The following is an 18,344-nucleotide window of genomic DNA, read 5'->3' on the forward strand; positions in this document are numbered from 1 at the left end:
CGGCTGTTCCACGTGAAACAGCGGGGCCCATGTTTCACGTGAAACATGGGCCCCGCTGTGGTCGTCCCGTGCGCGCGAGCGCGCCGCGTGGGACTCAGGCAGTCGGCGTCACGAAGGCGTCGAGGTCGCGCAGGATCGCGGCCTTAGGCTTCGCGCCGACGATCGTCTTCACGACCTCGCCACCCTGGTAGACGTTGAGGGTCGGGATAGACATGACGCCGTACTTGGTCGCCGTCTCCTGGTTGGCGTCGATGTCGAGCTTCACGATCTCGATCTGCTCGCCGTACTCCTTGGCGATGGCCTCCAGGGACGGGGCGATCTGGCGGCAGGGGCCGCACCACTCGGCCCAGAAGTCGACGAGAACGGGCTTGTCGCTCTTGAGTACGACCTCTTCGAAGTCGGCGTCGGTGACGCTCTTCAGGTTGCCAGCCACAGTGGGCTCCTTCATTCCAACGGGGGGTGGGGTGGAGGGAACCGGGTCAGACGGCGGCCGTCTGCTCCGGAGCCGGGGTCTTCTCGGGCTCGGCGGTCTGCTCCGAGTCCGAGAGGGCGGCCAGGTAGCGCTCGGCGTCAAGGGCCGCGGAGCACCCCGTACCGGCGGCGGTGATGGCCTGCCGGTAGGTGTGGTCCACGACATCGCCCGCGCCGAAGACACCGGCCTGGTTGGTGTGGGTCGAGGGGGCCTGGACCTTGAGGTAGCCCTCGTCGTCGAGGTCGAGCTGGCCGCGGAAGAGATCGGTCCGCGGGTCGTGCCCGATCGCGATGAAGAGGCCGGTGACGCCGAGCTCGCTCTGCTCGCCGGTCTTGAGGTTGCGCAGGGTCAGGTGGGAGAGCTTCTGGTCGCCGTGGATCTCGGCCACCTCGCTGTCCCAGACGAAGGAGATCTTCGGGTCGGCGAAGGCACGCTCCTGCATCGCCTTCGAGGCGCGCAGGGTGTCCCGGCGGTGGACGATGGTGACGGACTTGGCGAAGCGCGAGAGGAAAGTCGCCTCCTCCATCGCGGTGTCGCCGCCGCCGATGACGGCGATGTCCTGGTCCTTGAAGAAGAACCCGTCGCATGTCGCGCACCAGGAGACGCCGCGCCCGGACAGCTCGTCCTCGTGCGGCAGGCCGAGCTTGCGGTGCTGGGAGCCGGTCGTGACGATGACGGCCTTGGCGCGGTGCACGGTGCCCGTCGTGTCCGTCACGGTCTTGATCTCGCCCGTGAGGTCCACGGAGACGATGTCGTCCGGGATCAGCTCGGCACCGAAGCGCTCGGCCTGGGCTCGCATGTTGTCCATCAGCTCCGGACCCAGGATGCCCTCCTGGAAACCGGGGAAGTTCTCCACCTCGGTCGTGTTCATCAGCGCACCACCGGCCGTGACCGCGCCCTCGAAGACCAGCGGCTTGAGCGACGCGCGCGCGGTGTACAGGGCGGCCGTGTAACCGGCGGGGCCCGAGCCAATGATGATCACGTTTCGCACGTCACTCACGGCTTGCTTCCTCGTCTCTGCCGACTGCGTCCACTACTGAGGGAAGGGCTCTCGGCGCCTTCATCCCACCCAACCGATCCTACGGGCCGGACATTCCCGCCCGGTCCGTGGCTCACGGTCGTCGTGGTACGGGACCGCGGTGATACCGAGGATGTGCGCCTGAGGGGGCGCTCCGGCCCCTCAGCGCGGATAGGAGGAGGAGTGGAGTACTTCGCCCTTCGCGCCGGTGCGCCGTGTGGCGCAGGCGGCATCCACGACGTACGCGGTGACCTGTGCGGTGTCGCGGGCATGGGGGAGCACGACGAGGTACGCCTCCCGGCCCGCGTACGTTCCCTTCTCCACCCCGAGAGCCGACTCCCCGCGCCCTATCCCCCGTGTCACGCAGGGCGGCACCGCCGGGGCGTCCGCGCGCAGCGGCGTCTCGACGCCGGTCCCGTGGTGGGGCTGCGGGGAGCTCGCGGGGGCGGTCCCCGCGCTCTTCGGGCTGTTCGGCGAGGTGCTTCCGCTCTCCTGGAGCAAAGCGGTCACCTCCTTCTTCAGCGGGCTGCCGGAGAAGGCCAGGGACTGCTGACTCTGCTGGGCGGAGGGAGACCGTTCCTCTTCGCCGGTGCCGAGCGAGGAAAGGAGCAGGGAGCCGGCCCCCAGCGCGAGCACGGTAGCCGTGCCGCCCCAGAACAGTCGGCGTCGCGACCTTCCCCTCGGCCCCGACCGTCCGGGGCCGGACGGAGCGGGCCGGCTGGGCGTGGGCCGAGTGCGACGCGATGTTTCACGTGAAACATCGCGGGGCGGAGAGGGAAGCGAGGGGACGGGCGCCGTGGATGTTCCACGTGAAACATGGGGGCCGAGCGGGGACGTCGTGCGGGATGTTTCACGTGAAACATCGTGGGTGACTTCGGCGCCTTCCTCCGCGCGTGTTCCACGTGCAACATCGGCCTCCTCCGCCACCTCGCGCAGGGCCGCGTCGATCCGCGCGCTCACGTCTGCGGGCAGGGGCGGGGGCGCGGGGAGGACGCCGAGGAGTGTGCGGATCTCCGCCAGCGAGGAGTAGACCTCGGCGCAGCCGGGGCAGTCCGCGAGGTGTCCGCGTAGCGCGGTGCCGTGCTGGGGCGGCAGGAGGTCTTCCGCGAGGTCGGCGAGTTCCTCCGGATCGGGGTGCTCGGTCGGTTCCGTTCGCGTGGTCATGCTCGCCCACCTCCGTCCTGTGCCGTCGTGGAGTCCTGGGGATCTGCTTGCGGTGGGACGGGGGTGCCCGCTTCCTGGTTCCCTCTGCGGGGTCCCTTGCGGCCGGGTGGGGGAACGATCGCGGGAGGAGGCGCCCCGCTTGGCTCCTTGCGCGGTGCGGGGGGCGTCCCCGATTCCGTGGTCCCTGTGCGGAGATGCGTGAGCAGGGGGAGGAGACGGGCTCGGCCGCGGGCGCATCTGCTCTTGACGGTCCCCGGGGCCACGTCGAGGATGCGGGCGGCCTCGACGACGGGGTAGCCCTGCATGTCGACGAGGACGAGGGCGGCGCGCTGTTCGGCCGGGAGGGTGCGCAGGGCGCCGAGGAGTTCGCGGTGCAGGTCAGCGCGTTCGGCGGGGGCCTCCGCGGATTCCTCGGGGCGGAGCAGGTGCTCCAGGCGGACCGTGTCCTCGACGGGCGAGGTGTGCCGGGCCTCGGCCTTGCGGGCGCGGTCGAGGCAGGCGTTGACGGTGATGCGGTGGAGCCAGGTGGTCACCGCGGACCGGCCGCCGAAGGTGTGGGCGGCGCGGTAGGCCGAGACGAAGGCGTCCTGCACGGCGTCGGCGGCGTCCTCACGGTTGCCGAGGGTGCGCAGGGCGACGGCCCACAGCCGTTCGCGGTGGCGCCGCACCAGCTCGCCGAAGGCTTCGTGCTCGCCCGCGACGTGCCGGGCGAGCAGATCGTGGTCGCTGAGTTCCTCGTACCGGCCTTCGCCCACGCTGCCCTCCCCCGGCGGACGTCGCCTCGAACCTAGCCCATGAACGTCACATCGGTAATGGCTTGCTTGTACCCGGAGCCGCTGTAGCCGTCCTTGGCCGCGTACGGCATGGCGGTGACCCACATGACGACGTAGCGGGCCTTCACGGGCTTCTTGGCCTTGATGGTCAGCTTGGAGCCGCTGGTGGTGTTCTCCGCGATCTTCTTCATCCCGGAGAGCGAGGCGGAGGAGGAGAGCGAGTCGGCGGCGTAGAGCGTCACGGTCGTGTGATCGCCCGGGTACAGCATGTCTATCGTCGCTCTGGAGAGGTTCTTCTCGGTCCCGAGGTCGTAGCTGATGCCCACGCCCTTCTTGAAGGCCGGGTTCATGTCCGGGCCGTCCGCGTAGGACTTCGTCCGCCAGTAGGTGTCGCTCTTGCCGTCATACGTGAACCCCACCTGGTCGGTGTGCTGCGGGGTGCCGTCCGGGTAGTACTCGGTGGCGTCCTTGACGGGGAGCTGCTTGGGGGTGGGCGCGGCCTTCTCGCCGGAGCCCTTCTCGATCGGCGAGTCGCTCTTCGGCTTCTCGGGGCTTTTGTCGAGGAAGGTGTCCGCGAGCTGCCAGCTGCCGAGGCCGAGGGCGACGATGAGCAGCCCGGACACACCCCACTTGAGCGCGCGCCCGGTGCGGCCCTGGAGCGGGGGCGGCGGGGCGGGCGGGGTCTGGGGCGGCGTGGGGCCCGCGGGCGGGCGCCCGTACGGGTTCTGCGGGAAGGCGGGGGCCTGGTACTCGGGCGGCGCGGTGTAGGCCGGCTCGGGCGGGCGGATGCGGGGCAGCTCGTCGACCGCCGCGGCGAGCTCCGCGGGCGTGGTGCAGGGCGGCTCCTGCCGCGAGGCCGTGGCGCCCTCGTTGGCGAGCGCGCGTACGGCCAGTTCCGACAGGCCCCGGTGGACACCGGCACGGACCTGGTCGGGCGGTAGCAGGCCGACGCCCTTGGGCAGCCCCGAGAGGCCGTAGGCGTCGTCCTCGTACGGCCAGCGCTGCGTGAGCGAGGCGTACAGGAGCGCGCCGATGGCCTCGGTGTCGGTGCGGGCGGGGTCCTCGCTCGTGACGCCGCGCAGCGCGGCGTTGACGGCGAGTCCGCGAATCCGGTACTGGCCGCTCGACGTGCGGAGCACGGAGCCCGGGTTGAGCCGGAGGTGGGAGAGACCGGCCCGGTGGGCCGCCGCCATGGCCTGAGCGACGTGGCGGACCATCTCGTACGCCTCGTGCGCCTGGAGCGGTCCGGCGGCGAGCAGCGCGGTCAGCTCGGTGGCGTCGGGGAGCCACTCGTGCACGACATAGACGAGCTCGTCGTCCTCGACGGCGTCCAGGACCTGCACGAAGCGCGGATCGCTGAGGAGCGCGGTGGAGCGGGCCGCCGCGAGGACCTCGCGGGCGCGGGGGTGCGCGGTGGGCAGCAGGTGGACGCCGACGGCGCGGCGGAGTTTCTCGTCCACGGCACGCCAGCTGCTGAAGCCGTCGAGCCGGGTGAGGCACTCCTCCAGGCGGTAGCGTCTGGCCAGCTTGTGGCCGCTGTGCAGCTCGGGGGGAGCGGCGGCGGGCTCCGCCTCGCTCTTCTCTTCCTCGCTGTGCTCTGTGTCCTCGTGGCCGGTGTCCCGCTCGGGGGCACCGGCCTTCGCGTCGGCCGTGGCCTGCTCCGCCGGAGCGGTCTGCGGTTCCTCACCGCTTTCCCGGGCCACGTCGACGGCAGACGTGCTGCGTTCCGCCACCGTCGTCCCTGCCTCCCCATTCGTTGCGCGCCGGTTGTGGCGCCGAACCAATTGTGCCCACGGACCGACGTAATGCACGACACGCGGCGAGCGCCGAGGGTTGTGCCCGTTTAGCGGCCGAGCCGTCCGCGCACCATACCGATCATGGAATTGAGCTCCGCGATCCGCATCCTCCTCGCCGCCACGTAGAAGACCCCGAGCAGGGCGATCCCGCCCACGACCAGGGAAATCAGCGCCCCGCCGGCCCCGTTGCCCAGTGCCTTGAGAAGAACGTAGGCGAGGCCGCCGCCGACGAGGGCGGCGGGGATCGACGCGCCGATGAGCCGCGCGTAGGTCCGTACGACGTGCGCGCCGTCCAGATCGCCGCCCAGCCGCTTGCGCAGGCGGCGCCAGGCGATGCCCACGCCGACGACGTAGGCGAGCCCGTAGGAGCCCGCCATCCCCGCGACCGCCCAGCGGGAGGGGAGCACGAGGAAGCACAGCCCGGAGGCCGCCGCGTTGGTCACGGCGACGATCACGGTGTTGTAGAAGGGGGTGCGGGTGTCCTCGTACGCGTAGAAACCGCGCAGGACGACGTACTGCACCGAGTACGGGATGAGACCGAGGCCGAAGGCCATCAGGACGAAGCCGATGCCGCGCGCGCCCTCACTGCCCGAGCCCGCGTAGAGCAGCAGCGTGGTCGGCACGCCGAGGGCGAGGAACGCGAAAGCGCAGGGCACGATCGCGACGGCGGAGGTGCGCAGCCCGTAGGAGATGTCCTCGCGGACCGCCGCGGCGTCGCCGTCCGCGGCGGCGCGCGAGATGCGCGGCAGCACGGCGGTCATGACCGAGACGGTGATGATCGCCTGCGGCATCTGCCAGAGCAGCAGCGCGTAGTTGTAGGCGGTGATGCCGGTGCCGGTGACGCCGTCCTTCTCGGCGGCGTGCCCGGCGGCCGTCGCGAGCTGGGTGACGACGACCATGCCGAGCTGGTTGGCGAGGACGAAGAGGAAGGTCCACTTGGCGAGGCCGATCGCCTTGCCGAGACCGTGGCCGCGCCAGTCGAAGCGCAGCCGCAGCTTGAAGCCGGCGTCGCGGAGGTACGGGACCATCGCGAGCGCCTGCACGACGAGACCGAGCAGCGTGCCGATGCCGAGGAGCCGGACCCCGTCCGGGGTGACGTTCCCGGCGCCGACGCCGGAGGAGGTGTAGCCGCCGAAGACCCAGATGAACGCGCCGAACGTGGCGATGATGACGATGTTGTTGAGGACCGGGGTCCACATCATGGCGCCGAAGCGGCCCCGCGCGTTGAGGATCTGCCCCAGGACGACGTGGACGCCCATGAAGAACATCGTCGGCAGGCAGTAGCGGGCGAACTCGATCGCCACCGCGCGCTGTGCCGGGTCGTTGGCGATCTCCGTCGACATGAGCCGGATGAAGAGGGGCGCGGCCAGGACGCAGACGAGGGTGACCGCGGCCATGAGCGAGACGACGAGGGTCAGGAGCCGGTTGGCGTACGCCTCGCCGCCGTCGTCGTCGTTCTTCATCGCGCGGACGAGCTGCGGGATGAAGACGGCGTTGAGGGCGCCGCCGCCGACGAGGACGTAGATCATCGTCGGGAGGGTGTTGGCGACCTGGTAGGTGTCGTTGAGCGTGCCGACGCCGATCGCGCCCGCGACGACGAGGGTGCGCAGGAAGCCAGTGATGCGGGAGACGATCGTGCCCGCGGCCATGAGCGCGCTGGACTTCAGCAGGCTCGCGGCGCGGTTTGCCTTGGCGGGCCCGGCCGCGGGTGCCTCGGGCTCCGGTTCCGGGACCGGGGGCTGCGCCGCCGGGGCGCTGGTGCCCTGCTGGTCGCGGTAGAGGTGGGCGAAGGCGTTCTGCTCCTCGCCGGGGCGCCCGCCGATGATGCGGTCGACGCCGACGAACCTGGTCGTACGCGGGTCGTCCCCGTACGGCAGGTGCTGCGAGGGGCCTTCGGGCTCGGGGGCGGGGGTGCGCGCCCACAGGCGGGGGTCGGGGCCCTGGGGAGTGGCGGGCGGGGGGCTGTAGAGCGGGCCGTTCTCCTGGTAGGTGCCGGGCGGCGGCGGGGGGTGCGCCGAGCGGTCGTAGTACGCCTCGGTGACGGGGTCCTGGGCGTAGGGGTTCTGGCCGCCGTAGGGGTCCTGCTGGTAGGCGTCCTGGAGGTAGGCGTCGTGCGGGGGCCGGCCTGCCTGCGGGGGCGGCGGGTACTGCTGGGGGGCCGCCGGACCGGGGTACGGCTGTGCCGGGCCGGGCTGCGCGCCGGGGCCGTCCTGCCCCGGGGGCTGCTGCCCGTCCGGGGCGGGGCCGCTCGCGCCCTGCTCGCGGTCACCGTCGTACGGCGCGTTCATGGTCTACCCCACCTCATCGTCCCCTGGCCCGGGAGCCACGACATTGCTCAACGGTCCACTCTCTCACCCGTACCGGAGCGCTCGATGTTTTCGCTTCCGGTGTCGGGGCCCGCCGCGGAGCCCTTCGGAGGGTTCTCCGCGGGGGACCGCGGGGCGTCCGCGGCGGGTCCCCGCGGCGTGTCCTCGCCCGCGGGGGCGGGGCCGCCGTCCCCGGGGCCCTGAGGGCCGGGCGCGGTGTCGCCGCCCCCGGTGCCGTCCTCTCGCGCGCGGCGCTTGCGCTGGGTGTACATCCGGAGCCCGGCGAGGACGAGGAGCAGGACCCCGCCGGCGATGATCAGCATGACGGTCGAGGTGACCTCGGTGGCGTCCACGCTGAACTCGACGGGCTGCCCGTAGGGCCGGTTGTCGTCGGTGACGAGCTGCGCCTGCACCTGTACGGGGCCGTTGGCGTTGATCGTCGTGTCGAACTTCACCGTCTGGCTGTGCCCGGCGCCGATCTTGATCGCGCGCTCCTCCCAGGGGCCCTCGCCGATCTTGAGGCGGGTGGGCTTGGTGGAGGTCAGCCGCACCTTGAGGTGCTGGGCGTCCTGGAGGAGGTTGTTCTGGACCGTGACGGGGATGGTGGCGCTGTGCCCCGAGAGCTTCGCGTCCGTCTTCGGGATGAGCCGCACCTGCCGGACGAGCGAGTCGAGGTAGCTGCGCACGTCGGTGCGGTACGAGGCCGCTTCACCGGCGCGACCGCGCCACGAGGTGGCGACGGCGCGGTCCATCGCGAGACCGAACGGGGTGATGACGCGGTCGGGCCTCTGGAGGATCTCCTGGAAGCTGTCGAGGCCCTTCTGCGTGGTGTGCAGCGAGGTGAAGGCGGCGGTGGGCAGTTCCTGCTTGCGCAGCGACTTCGGGTACGCGGAGCGCGCCGGTACGCGGGTGTTCGCCTGCGGGTCGGCCTTGGTCTTCGCGGTGTCGTCGAGTTCCTGGGAGAGCGACCAGCGCCCGCCCTGGAGGGCGCGCACGGCGGTCGCCATCGCCTCGGCCTGGGCCGTCGTGGGCGTGCGCTGCGGGGCGACCACGACCGTGCGCTGCTTCTGCTCGTCCTGGCGGGTGAGGGCCAGGCTCTGGGCGAGGAAGCGCTGCACCGCGAGCGTGGCGCTCTGCGGCGAGTCCATGGAGCCCTCGAAGGCGGTGGAGAGGCGGGTGTCGGTGACGATCGCCGTGACACCGCCGCCGATGGGCCGGGCGGCGGAGGGCGTGTACAGGAGGCTGTCGGGCTCGCTCAGGCTGTCGCTGCGGGTGATGACCTTCGTCGCTCCGGCCGAGGTGGCCACGTCGACGATCGAGCGGTCGATGGCTCCGTCCACGGGCCAGGCGTAGTCCGTGCTCACCTTGAGATCGGCGTCGGGGATCGACAGGGTGGTGCTCCGGCCGATGTCCGTGGCGGTCTTGAGCCGGGCGAGGGTCGTGGGGACCTTGGTGCCGTTGTGCGCGATCGAGGCGAGGTCGGGGTCGCCGTAGGGCAGGGCGACGACGGAGTGCCCGGTCAGGGCCTTGCCGAGTGCGTTGAGCCAGCTCGTCGCGGCGTCCTTGTTCTTCTTGGGCCCCGCGACGGTCTTGCCGTCCTTGCCGGCGAGCCGGTAGCCGTTGGCCATGTCGGCGACGGTGTTGACCAGGTCGGGGTCGATCACCCAGGTGACGTCGAGGCTCTTGCCGAGCGCGAGCATCCGGTCGAGACGGCCGCCGGGGAGGATCTCCTTCGCCAGGTCGTCGTTCTCGAAGACGTTGTTCTGGTCGTCCTCGCCCCCGCCCACGGTGCGGGCGCCGATGTGCGCGGTCGAGATGAGCGGCCACAGGACCGTCGTCCGGGACTGGCGGGCGGTGGGCTCGGGCTGCCAGGGCAGGTACGTGCGCTTGATCCCGAGGACCTGCTCCTGCCACGGCACGCTGCTGGTGCGGCCGTCGAAGGAGACGCCGATCTGGTAGACGCCGTCGGCGCCGAGCTGGAGATCCTTGACCGGCACGGCGAGCGAGAAGGACTCCTTCTGCTTCGGCTTCAGCTTGTCGACCTTGTGGTCGTACTTGTCGGCGACCTCGTTGCCGTCGAGCCCCGGGGTGTAGCCGGAGCGGCCGTCGGCGACGTCGATCGCGCTGCGGCTGCCGAGCAGCTGCCCGACGCGCAGGGCGACGTGCGCCTCGGTGATGGTCTGCTTGCTGCGGTTGGTGAGTGTCCCGGTCACCGTGACGGTGTCCCCGGCCTCGGGCGCCTCGGGGGTCAGCCCGGTGAGCTGGATGTCGACGGTGCGGGAGCCCGTGGGCTCGGCGGCGGCGGGCTGCCGCGGGGTGTCCGCCTGGGCCGGCGTGAGGTGGGCGAGGAGCCCGAGAAGGGGCACCGCCGCCGTGACGGCCACCACTCGTCGCAGCCGTCGCCGGGCAGGGGAGGGGCAGGGGGTTCGATGGGTTGCTGCCGCCTCGGCCACGCGCTCGCCCGTCCTCGTCGTCGTCAGTGGTCGGTGGTTGTCGCTTGATGCGTCCACGCATGGTAACGAGGCCCGGCGGGCCGAAGTGCCGCGGAGTGGGCTGGGCGATCTTGTGAAGGCCGCAGGCGGGCGCTCCGGCGCGATTCGGAGGGCGGGGCGGGGCCACGTACCCTCTCCTGTTGTGCCGAACGCCAACCATGACCCCAGCAGTGCACTGAGCCAGGTGCAGCAGCGCGCGGTGAGCGAGCTGTTGCGTGTCTCGCCCGTCGCGGACGAACTCGCCCGTCGCTTCGAGGAGGCCGGTTTCACGCTGGCGCTGGTCGGGGGTTCGGTACGGGACGCCCTGCTCGGCAGGCTCGGCAACGACCTCGACTTCACCACCGACGCCCGTCCCGAGGACGTGCTCGCGCTCGTACGGCCGTGGGCCGACGCGGTGTGGGAGGTGGGCATCGCCTTCGGCACGGTCGGCTGCCAGAAGGCGGCGCGGGTCGGCGAGGAGGAGCAGAGCTTCCAGATCGAGGTCACGACGTACCGCTCCGAGGCGTACGACCGGAGCTCCCGCAAACCGCAGGTCTCCTACGGCGACTCGATCGAGGAGGACCTCGTACGGCGGGACTTCACGGTCAACGCGATGGCGGTGTTCCTGCCCGAGAAGAGGTTCGTGGACCCGCACGGGGGTCTGGACGACCTCGCCGCCAAGGTGCTGCGCACCCCGGGCACCCCCGAGGCGTCCTTCTCGGACGACCCCCTGCGGATGCTGCGCGCGGCGCGCTTCGCCGCTCAGCTCGACTTCGAGGTGGCGCCCGAGGTGGTCGCCGCGATGACGGCGATGGCCGAGCGCATCGACATCGTCTCGGCGGAACGGGTCCAGGGCGAGCTGAACAAGCTGCTGCTCTCCGCCCACCCCGTGAAGGGGCTGCGGCTCCTCGTCGACACCGGTCTCGCGGACCGTGTGCTTCCCGAGCTGCCCGCGCTGCGCCTGGAGAGCGACGAGCACCACCGCCACAAGGACGTGTACGAGCACTCGCTCACCGTCCTGGAGCAGGCGATCGACCTGGAGGAGGACGGGCCCGACCTCACCCTGCGCATCGCCGCCCTCCTCCACGACATCGGCAAGCCGAAGACGCGGCGCTTCGAGGGCGACGGCCGCGTCTCCTTCCACCACCACGAGATCGTGGGCGCGAAGCTCGCGAAGAAGCGGCTCGCGGCGCTGAAGTACTCGAACGAGCTGATCCGGGACGTCTCCCGGCTCATCGAGCTGCACCTGCGCTTCCACGGCTACGGGACCGGGGAGTGGACCGATTCCGCGGTACGGCGGTACGTGCGCGACGCGGGCCCGCTGCTCACGCGCCTCCACAAGCTCACCCGCTCCGACTGCACGACGCGCAACAAGCGCAAGGCCAACGCGCTGGCGCGGGCCTACGACGGCCTGGAACGGCGGATCGAGGAGTTGCAGGAGCAGGAGGAGCTGGACGCGATCCGGCCCGACCTCGACGGCAACGAGATCATGGCGCTCCTCGACGTCTCCCCCGGCCCCGTGATCGGCAAGGCGTACGCCTTCCTCCTCGATCTGCGGATGGAGAAGGGGCCCCTCGGCAAGGAGGCGGCCGGCGCGGCGCTCAAGGAGTGGTGGGCCGCTCAGCAGCAGTGAGTGTGCGCGTGGTCGCGCAATGTTTCACGTGGAACATCGGGGTGCTCGGCCGCCGGGACGGCCCCCACGATGTTCCACGTGAAACATCCTCGGACGCCCCCTAGATGTTTCACGTGAAACATCCGCCCCGTCCTCAGCCCGCCCGCGCCGGTACGCGGAGCGCGCGCCCGGCGAGCGCGGCCACACCCGCGTAGATCACCGCGACCCCCAGGACGAGCGCGACGGAGCGCCCGTCTCCCGGCAGAACGAGGGCCGAGGCTCCCGCCGCGGCGACGAAGGCGACGTTGAAGAGCACGTCGTACACCGAGAAGACCCGTCCCCGGTAGGCATCCTCCACCTCGGACTGCACCACCGTGTCGGTCGCGATCTTCGCGCCCTGGGTGACGACGCCGAGGAAGAAGGCGAGCGCCATCATCAGCGGCTCGGCGAAGAACGGGCCCGCGAGCCCGACGAGCACCGCCGCGAGGGCCGCGCAGCCCGCGATCCAGCCGAGCGGGCCGAAACGGCGGATCGCCCACGGGCTCAGCAGCGCCGCCACGAAGAAGCCCGCCGCCGAGAGACCGAGGGCGAGCCCGAGCAGGGCGAGCCCGTCCTCCTCCGTCGTCGACCACGCGTACCGGCACAGCATCAGCACGGTGACGGTGAGCGCCCCGTAGCAGAAGCGCAGGAGGGTCATCGCGGCGAGCGAGCGCGCCGCGGGGCGGCGGGCGGGGTCCGCGAGGTGGCGCAGGCCCTGGAGGAGGCCCTGCGCGGACGCGGCGAGCGCGGCGCGTACGTGGGCGCGGGGGCGTTCCTCCACGCTCGGGCCGAGCGCGTCGACCGGGATGCGCAGCGAGGCGAGCGCGGCGGCGAGGTAGAGCGCGGCACCGAGCAGCAGGACGGCGGCGTCCGAGTCCCAGCCGAGGAGCCGGACGAGGAAGGCGAGACCACCGCCCGCCGTGGCGGCGAGAGTCCCGGCGGTCGGCGACAGCGCGTTGGCCACGACGAGGCGGGGGCCGTCCACGACCCGGGGCAGCGCGGCGGAGAGCCCGGCGAGGACGAAGCGGTTGACCGCCGTGACGCACAGGGCCGCCCCGTAGAAGAGCCCGTCGGGGATGCGGGCGAGGATCAGCACGGCCGTGGCGGAGGCCAGCAGGACACGCAGCAGGCTCCCGTAGAGGAAGACCTGGCGGCGCCGCCAGCGGTCGAGGAAGACGCCCGCGAAGGGGCCGACGAGGGAGTACGGGAGCAGCAGGACGGCCATCGCGGAGGCGATCTGACCGGGGGTCGCCTGCTTCTCGGGGGAGAAGACGACGTACGTGGCGAGGCCGACCTGGAAGACGCCGTCCGCGGCCTGGGAGAGCAGCCGTACGGCGAGCAGGCGGCGGAAGCCCCCCAGCTTCAGCAGGAGACGGAGATCGGGGAGGACGGCCATGCGGCTCAGCTTCACATGCGGAGCGAGGGAGGCCGCACGCGGGACAAGCCGCTGGGAGAAATCCGGGAGACGACCCGGCGAGAACTGGCTTTCCGGGACCCTCCGGCTCCCACGCGCGCCCTATCCACCGGATACGGCGAAGGGGCCCGTACCTGTGCGGTACGGGCCCCTTCGGACACGCGGTTCCCGGCGCTCACCCCGCGCGGGGCGGCGGGCCGGACGGAGTGTCAGCCGCTCAGCGCTCGACCTCGCCGCGGATGAACTTCTCGACGTTCTCGCGGGCCTGGTCGTCGAAGTACTGGACCGGCGGGCTCTTCATGAAGTAGCTGCTGGCCGAGAGGATCGGGCCACCGATGCCGCGGTCCTTGGCGATCTTCGCGGCGCGGAGCGCGTCGATGATGACGCCGGCGGAGTTCGGGGAGTCCCAGACCTCCAGCTTGTACTCCAGGTTCAGCGGGACGTCGCCGAAGGCACGGCCCTCGAGGCGCACGTAGGCCCACTTGCGGTCGTCGAGCCACTGCACGTAGTCGGACGGGCCGATGTGCACGTTCTTGGCGCCGAGGTCCCGGTCGGGGATCTGCGAGGTGACGGCCTGCGTCTTGGAGATCTTCTTGGACTCCAGGCGCTCGCGCTCGAGCATGTTCTTGAAGTCCATGTTGCCGCCGACGTTGAGCTGCATCGTGCGGTCGAGGACGACACCGCGGTCCTCGAAGAGCTTCGCCATCACGCGGTGCGTGATGGTGGCGCCGACCTGCGACTTGATGTCGTCGCCGACGATCGGGACACCGGCCTCGGTGAACTTGTCGGCCCACTCCTTGGTGCCCGCGATGAAGACGGGGAGGGCGTTGACGAAGGCGACCTTGGCGTCGATGGCGCACTGGGCGTAGAACTTCGCCGCGCTCTCGGAACCCACCGGCAGGTAGCAGACGAGGACGTCGACCTGACGGTCCTTGAGCACCTGGACGACGTCGACCGGCTGCTCGCCGGACTCCTCGATCGTCTCGCGGTAGTACTTGCCGAGACCGTCGAGGGTGTGGCCGCGCTGCACGGAGACACCGGTGCTGGGCACGTCGCAGATCTTGATGGTGTTGTTCTCGCTGGCGCCGATGGCGTCCGCGAGGTCGAGACCGACCTTCTTGGCGTCCACGTCGAAGGCGGCGACGAACTCGACGTCCTTGACGTGGTACTCGCCGAACTGCACGTGCATGAGACCCGGGACCCTGCCCTCCGGGTCGGCGTCCTTGTAGTACTCGACGCCCTGCACCAGCGAGGCGGCGCAGTTGCCCACGCCGACAATGGCTACGCGAACCGAACTCATTCCGGTTGCTCCCTGTGTGATCTCTGAGTCCTATGAGAGCCGCGGTGCTGCGGTCTCAGGTGGGTGTGCCAGGCGAATCCGGCCGGGAGTCGCTCCCGGGCCGGGGCAGATCGCCCGGCGCTCCCTTCTGCCGCTCCGCGTCCCCCGGCCGGGAGGTCCGCAGCTCGCGGCCCACGCGCTCGCTCTCGATCAGCTCGTTGAGCCAGCGCACCTCGCGCTCCACGGATTCCATCCCATGGCGCTGGAGTTCGAGGGTGTAGTCGTCAAGACGCTCCCGGGTGCGGGAGAGCGAGGCCCGCATCTTCTCCAGGCGCTCCTCCAGGCGGCTGCGACGGCCTTCCAGGACGCGCATGCGCACATCCCGGGAGGTCTGGCCGAAGAAGGCGAAGCGTGCGGCGAAGTGCTCGTCCTCGTAGGCGTCCGGGCCGGTCTGGGAGAGCAGCTCCTCGAAGTGCTCCTTGCCGTCCGCGGTCAGCCGGTAGACGATCTTCGCGCGCCGCCCGGAGAGGGTGGCGGGTTCGCCCGGGGCGGCAGCCGACTCCTCGGCCAGCCAGCCCCGCGCCACCAGCGTCTTGAGGCAGGGATAAAGCGTCCCGTAGCTGAAGGCCCGGAACACCCCCAGCGAGGTGTTGAGGCGCTTCCGCAGCTCGTACCCGTGCATGGGGGATTCGCGCAGCAGGCCGAGGACGGCGAATTCGAGGATGCCCGCACGTCGGCTCATCCTCTCCTCCTCCTTCTCTCCGACCGCCGTAGCGCGTCTTTATCTCGTGCTGATGTATCGACTCGATACATCAGCACGATAGAGCGGTGTCCTCGTGACGACAAGTGGAGACCTCGTGACCGGCGTCACATCGCTGTGAGGTTGGGAGCAAGTTGCCTGTTTTGGGGTGAACTTCGGAGTCTGTGCGCTGGGCCGGTGCGTAGTCTGGGCGCCATGCTGTCCACCGGGAACCATGAGGCGCCCGGGAACGTCGTCGTCCCAGACGTAGTGCGCGCCGGTCCGCTGAGGGCTCCGCGCCACGACGGGGGAACCGCTTCAGTCGCCGTTTCCAGGCGCGTAAGCCTGCGCCTGCCCGAGGAGTAGTCGTTCGATGAGCGAGCACCGTCGCAAACCGCCGCAGCCGGAAGGCGGCGGACGGGCCGCGGCCCGACGCGCCCGTTCCGGGAATACGGGACGCCGGGCGACGCCCCGTGGTTCCGCCCCTTCTTCCTCCGCGCACGGCTCAGCCGGTGTGGAGCCGCCGTCCCACGGAGGCGGACGGGCCGAGGCCCGTCGCGCGGCCCAGCGCGGCAGTGGCGGGCGCAGGCGCGCGGCCCCGGCGGCCGGCCAGGGCGGGGGCAGGCGCGGAGGCCCCCCGGCGAAGAAGCGCTTCATCGACTACCCGCGCGCGGGCAAGGACGGGGTCGGGCGCTGGCTCCCCTCCTGGAAGCTCGTCACCGGCCTCTTCGTCGCCTTCATAGGCGGGCTCATGGGCATCGCGGGCATCGCGTACGCGATGGTCGAGGTGCCCGACGAGGCGTTGAGCGCCAGGGCGCAGAACAACGTCTACTACTGGTCCGACGGCAGCCAGATGGTCGCCACGGGCGGCGAGAGCCAGCGCAACCGGCAGATCGTCCCCCTCGACCAGATCGACAAGTCGATGCAGTACGCGGTCATCTCGGCGGAGAACAAGTCCTTCGAGACGGACAGCGGCGTCGACCCCATGGGCATCGGCCGCGCGCTCTTCAACATGGCCAAGGGCGGACAGACGCAGGGTGGTTCGACCATCACCCAGCAGTACGTCAAGAACGCCGTGCTGGACGATCAGGAACAGACCCTGAGCCGTAAGTTCAAGGAACTGTTCATCTCGATCAAGGTGGGCACGACCAAGAGCAAAGACGAGATCATGGCGGGCTACCTGAACACCGCCTACTACGGCCGCGGTGCCTACGGCATTCAGGCCGCCTCGCGCGCGTACTTCGACAAGGACGCGGTCGATCTCAACGCGAGCGAATCGGCGCTTCTGGCGGCCGTCCTCAAGGGCGCCACGTACTACGACCCGGCGGGCGTCGCCTCGGACAATCCGGCGAAGACCACGAAGGAAGCCAACACGCTCCGTGCCACGGAGCGCTGGTCGTGGATCCTCGACGAGGAGGTCAAGGACGGCCACCTCAGCAAGAGCGAGCGCGACAAGTACACCGATCTGCCGAAGACGGAGCCCCCGCGGGCGAACAGCGCGCTCGGCGGCCAGGTCGGCTACCTCGTGGAACTCGCCAACTCCTGGGTGACGAGCCACAGCGAGGACACGGGCATCACCCTGAACAAGCTGAACCAGGGCGGTTACCGGATCTACACGACCTTCAAGAAGGACCGTGTCAAGGAGCTGGAGAAGTCGGTCAGCAAGGTCTACAACGCGAACATCGATCCCAAGAAGCGGCCGAAGACCGATAGTCACGTGCAGTTCGGCGGCGCTTCGGTCAACGCGAACACCGGGGCGATCGAAGCGATCTACGGCGGTACGGACGCCCTCAAGCACTGGATGAACAACGCCGACGTCACCGGTGCGCAGGTCGGTTCGACCTTCAAGCCCTTCGTGCTCGCCGCGGCGATGCAGCACGGGGTGCGCGATCCGAAGCTCGGTGCCAACCAGGGTGACTCGACGCGCAGGCCCGTTTCCCAGATGAGCATCTTCAGCGCCAAGAACAAGCTGAAGATCAAGAACTACGACGGCAGCATCTGGACCGACAAGAACGGCGATCAGTGGCTCCAGTCGAACGACGGCGACGAGTCCTACCACTCGGATGACAACTACCGCATCACTCTCCGTGAGGCGATGCAGCACTCCGTCAACTCCGCCTTCGTGCAGCTCGGTATGGACGTCGGCCTGGACAAGGTCAAGGACGCCGCCATCAAGGCCGGTATCCAGGACGGTTCCAACATCTTCGCCAGCAACAACTACCCCTCCTTCTCGCTCGGTACGTCCTCGCCCAGCGCGATCCGTATGGCGGGCGCCTACGCGACCTTCGCGAACGAGGGGGAGCAGAACGACCCGTACTCGGTGACCAAGGTGGAGAGCGCAAAGGGCACGCTCTTCCAGCACAAGAAGAAGAGCAAGTCCGCCTTCCCCAAGCCGGTGGCCGACAACGTGACCGACGTGCTCAAGAACGTCGTGGAAAAGGGCACCGGTACCTCCGCGAAGATTCCCGGCCGGGACGTCGCCGGCAAGACCGGTACGACCGACGGCAACAAGTCCGCCTGGTTCGTCGGGTACACCCCGCAGGTGTCCACCGCGATCGCCATGTTCCGCTTCGACGACAACGCGAAGAACAAGCAGCGCGAGTTCGAGAAGATGTACGGGACGGGCAACCAGACCTCCATCCACGGTGCCTCCTTCCCGGCGGAGATCTGGAAGGACTACATGACGCTGGCGCTCAAGGACGCGCCGACGGAGAACTTCCCGAAGCCGGAGAAGATCGGTGAGGTCGTCGAGACGGTCGACGCCCCGCCCTCGCCGAGCACGAAGCCGTCGGAGAGCCCCTCCGAATCGCCCTCGAAGTCGCCTTCGCAGTCGCCTTCGTCCGAGGCCCCGCCGAGCCCGTCGACCACGGAGTCGGAGAACACCTGCGCCCCCTTGGACTTCAACTGCCAGCACGGCGGTGACGACGAAGGTCCTGGTGGCGGCGATGACCAGGGCGGTGACAACCAGGGACCGGGGCAGACCTCCGGGCCACCCTCACCCTCGCTACCGGGTGAGGGGGATCCCGGAGGTGACGGGGAGAACGGGGACAACGGCTGGTTCAAGCCGTGACCACACCGGGGCGATGTTTCACGTGAAACATCGGTGATGTTCCACGTGAAACATGTGCGGTCGGATGTTCCACGTGGAACATCGGGCAGCCGGATGTTCCACGTAAAACATGGACAGCCCGCCCGAGTCGGGCACACGAGGGCCGCGGTACCGACGTCCGGTACCGCGGCCCTCGCCGTCTTCCGGGCTCC

Annotated in this window: 12 protein-coding genes; 2 read left to right on the forward strand and 10 right to left on the reverse strand. The window is 70.3% G+C overall.

Features of this window, described 5'->3' with window-relative positions:
• Positions 1-94: 94 nt before the first annotated feature.
• The 7 genes from trxA to STTU_RS15710 all read right to left on the reverse strand — a co-directional run bounded on the left by trxA (position 95) and on the right by STTU_RS15710 (position 9,913).
• On the reverse strand, positions 95-433 hold the full coding sequence (gene trxA, locus STTU_RS15675) for a thioredoxin (protein WP_007824528.1): 339 nt from the start codon (positions 431-433) through the stop codon (positions 95-97).
• Positions 434-479: 46 nt separating this feature from the next.
• Positions 480-1,472 (reverse strand): thioredoxin-disulfide reductase, encoded by a 993-nt coding sequence (gene trxB, locus STTU_RS15680; protein ID WP_009067328.1) that lies wholly within the window; start codon positions 1,470-1,472, stop codon positions 480-482.
• A gap of 180 nt (positions 1,473-1,652) precedes the next feature.
• Positions 1,653-2,126 carry a hypothetical protein gene (locus tag STTU_RS15685; RefSeq protein ID WP_043255326.1) on the reverse strand — a complete coding sequence of 158 codons (474 nt, stop codon included), beginning with the start codon at positions 2,124-2,126 and terminating at the stop codon, positions 1,653-1,655.
• A gap of 524 nt (positions 2,127-2,650) precedes the next feature.
• Complete coding sequence (gene sigM, locus STTU_RS15695; protein WP_007824555.1) at positions 2,651-3,409, reverse strand: RNA polymerase sigma factor SigM; 759 nt, start codon at positions 3,407-3,409, stop codon at positions 2,651-2,653.
• Between the two features lie 32 nt (positions 3,410-3,441).
• Positions 3,442-5,160 (reverse strand): protein kinase family protein, encoded by a 1,719-nt coding sequence (locus STTU_RS15700; RefSeq protein ID WP_043255330.1) that lies wholly within the window; start codon positions 5,158-5,160, stop codon positions 3,442-3,444.
• 110 nt (positions 5,161-5,270) lie between these two features.
• Complete coding sequence (murJ, locus tag STTU_RS15705) at positions 5,271-7,511, reverse strand: murein biosynthesis integral membrane protein MurJ (RefSeq protein ID WP_007824560.1); 2,241 nt, start codon at positions 7,509-7,511, stop codon at positions 5,271-5,273.
• Between the two features lie 47 nt (positions 7,512-7,558).
• Positions 7,559-9,913 (reverse strand): DUF6049 family protein, encoded by a 2,355-nt coding sequence (locus tag STTU_RS15710; protein ID WP_078518983.1) that lies wholly within the window; start codon positions 9,911-9,913, stop codon positions 7,559-7,561.
• 250 nt (positions 9,914-10,163) lie between these two features.
• Here STTU_RS15710 and STTU_RS15715 point away from each other — a divergent pair, with 250 nt between their 5' ends.
• Positions 10,164-11,633 (forward strand): CCA tRNA nucleotidyltransferase, encoded by a 1,470-nt coding sequence (locus STTU_RS15715; protein ID WP_029396803.1) that lies wholly within the window; start codon positions 10,164-10,166, stop codon positions 11,631-11,633.
• A 133-nt stretch (positions 11,634-11,766) separates the two neighbouring features.
• On the opposite strand, the gene STTU_RS15720 is transcribed toward STTU_RS15715, so the two are convergent.
• From STTU_RS15720 to STTU_RS15730, 3 genes are all read right to left on the reverse strand, one after another.
• Positions 11,767-13,047, reverse strand: a complete 1,281-nt coding sequence (locus STTU_RS15720) for an MFS transporter (protein ID WP_007824566.1) — start codon at positions 13,045-13,047, stop codon at positions 11,767-11,769.
• A 235-nt stretch (positions 13,048-13,282) separates the two neighbouring features.
• Entirely contained in the window at positions 13,283-14,365 is a 1,083-nt protein-coding gene (locus STTU_RS15725; protein ID WP_009067320.1) for an inositol-3-phosphate synthase, read from the reverse strand.
• A gap of 55 nt (positions 14,366-14,420) precedes the next feature.
• Positions 14,421-15,086, reverse strand: coding sequence for a PadR family transcriptional regulator (locus tag STTU_RS15730; RefSeq protein WP_007824569.1), 666 nt, complete (start codon positions 15,084-15,086; stop codon positions 14,421-14,423).
• A gap of 370 nt (positions 15,087-15,456) precedes the next feature.
• Between STTU_RS15730 and STTU_RS15735 the strand changes: the two genes are divergently transcribed.
• On the forward strand, positions 15,457-18,153 hold the full coding sequence (locus tag STTU_RS15735; RefSeq protein ID WP_234019241.1) for a transglycosylase domain-containing protein: 2,697 nt from the start codon (positions 15,457-15,459) through the stop codon (positions 18,151-18,153).
• Positions 18,154-18,344: the final 191 nt, after the last annotated feature.

Origin of the sequence: Streptomyces sp. Tu6071 (assembly GCF_000213055.1) — a bacterium.
In the GTDB taxonomy this organism is placed as follows: Bacteria; Actinomycetota; Actinomycetes; order Streptomycetales; family Streptomycetaceae; genus Streptomyces; species Streptomyces evansiae.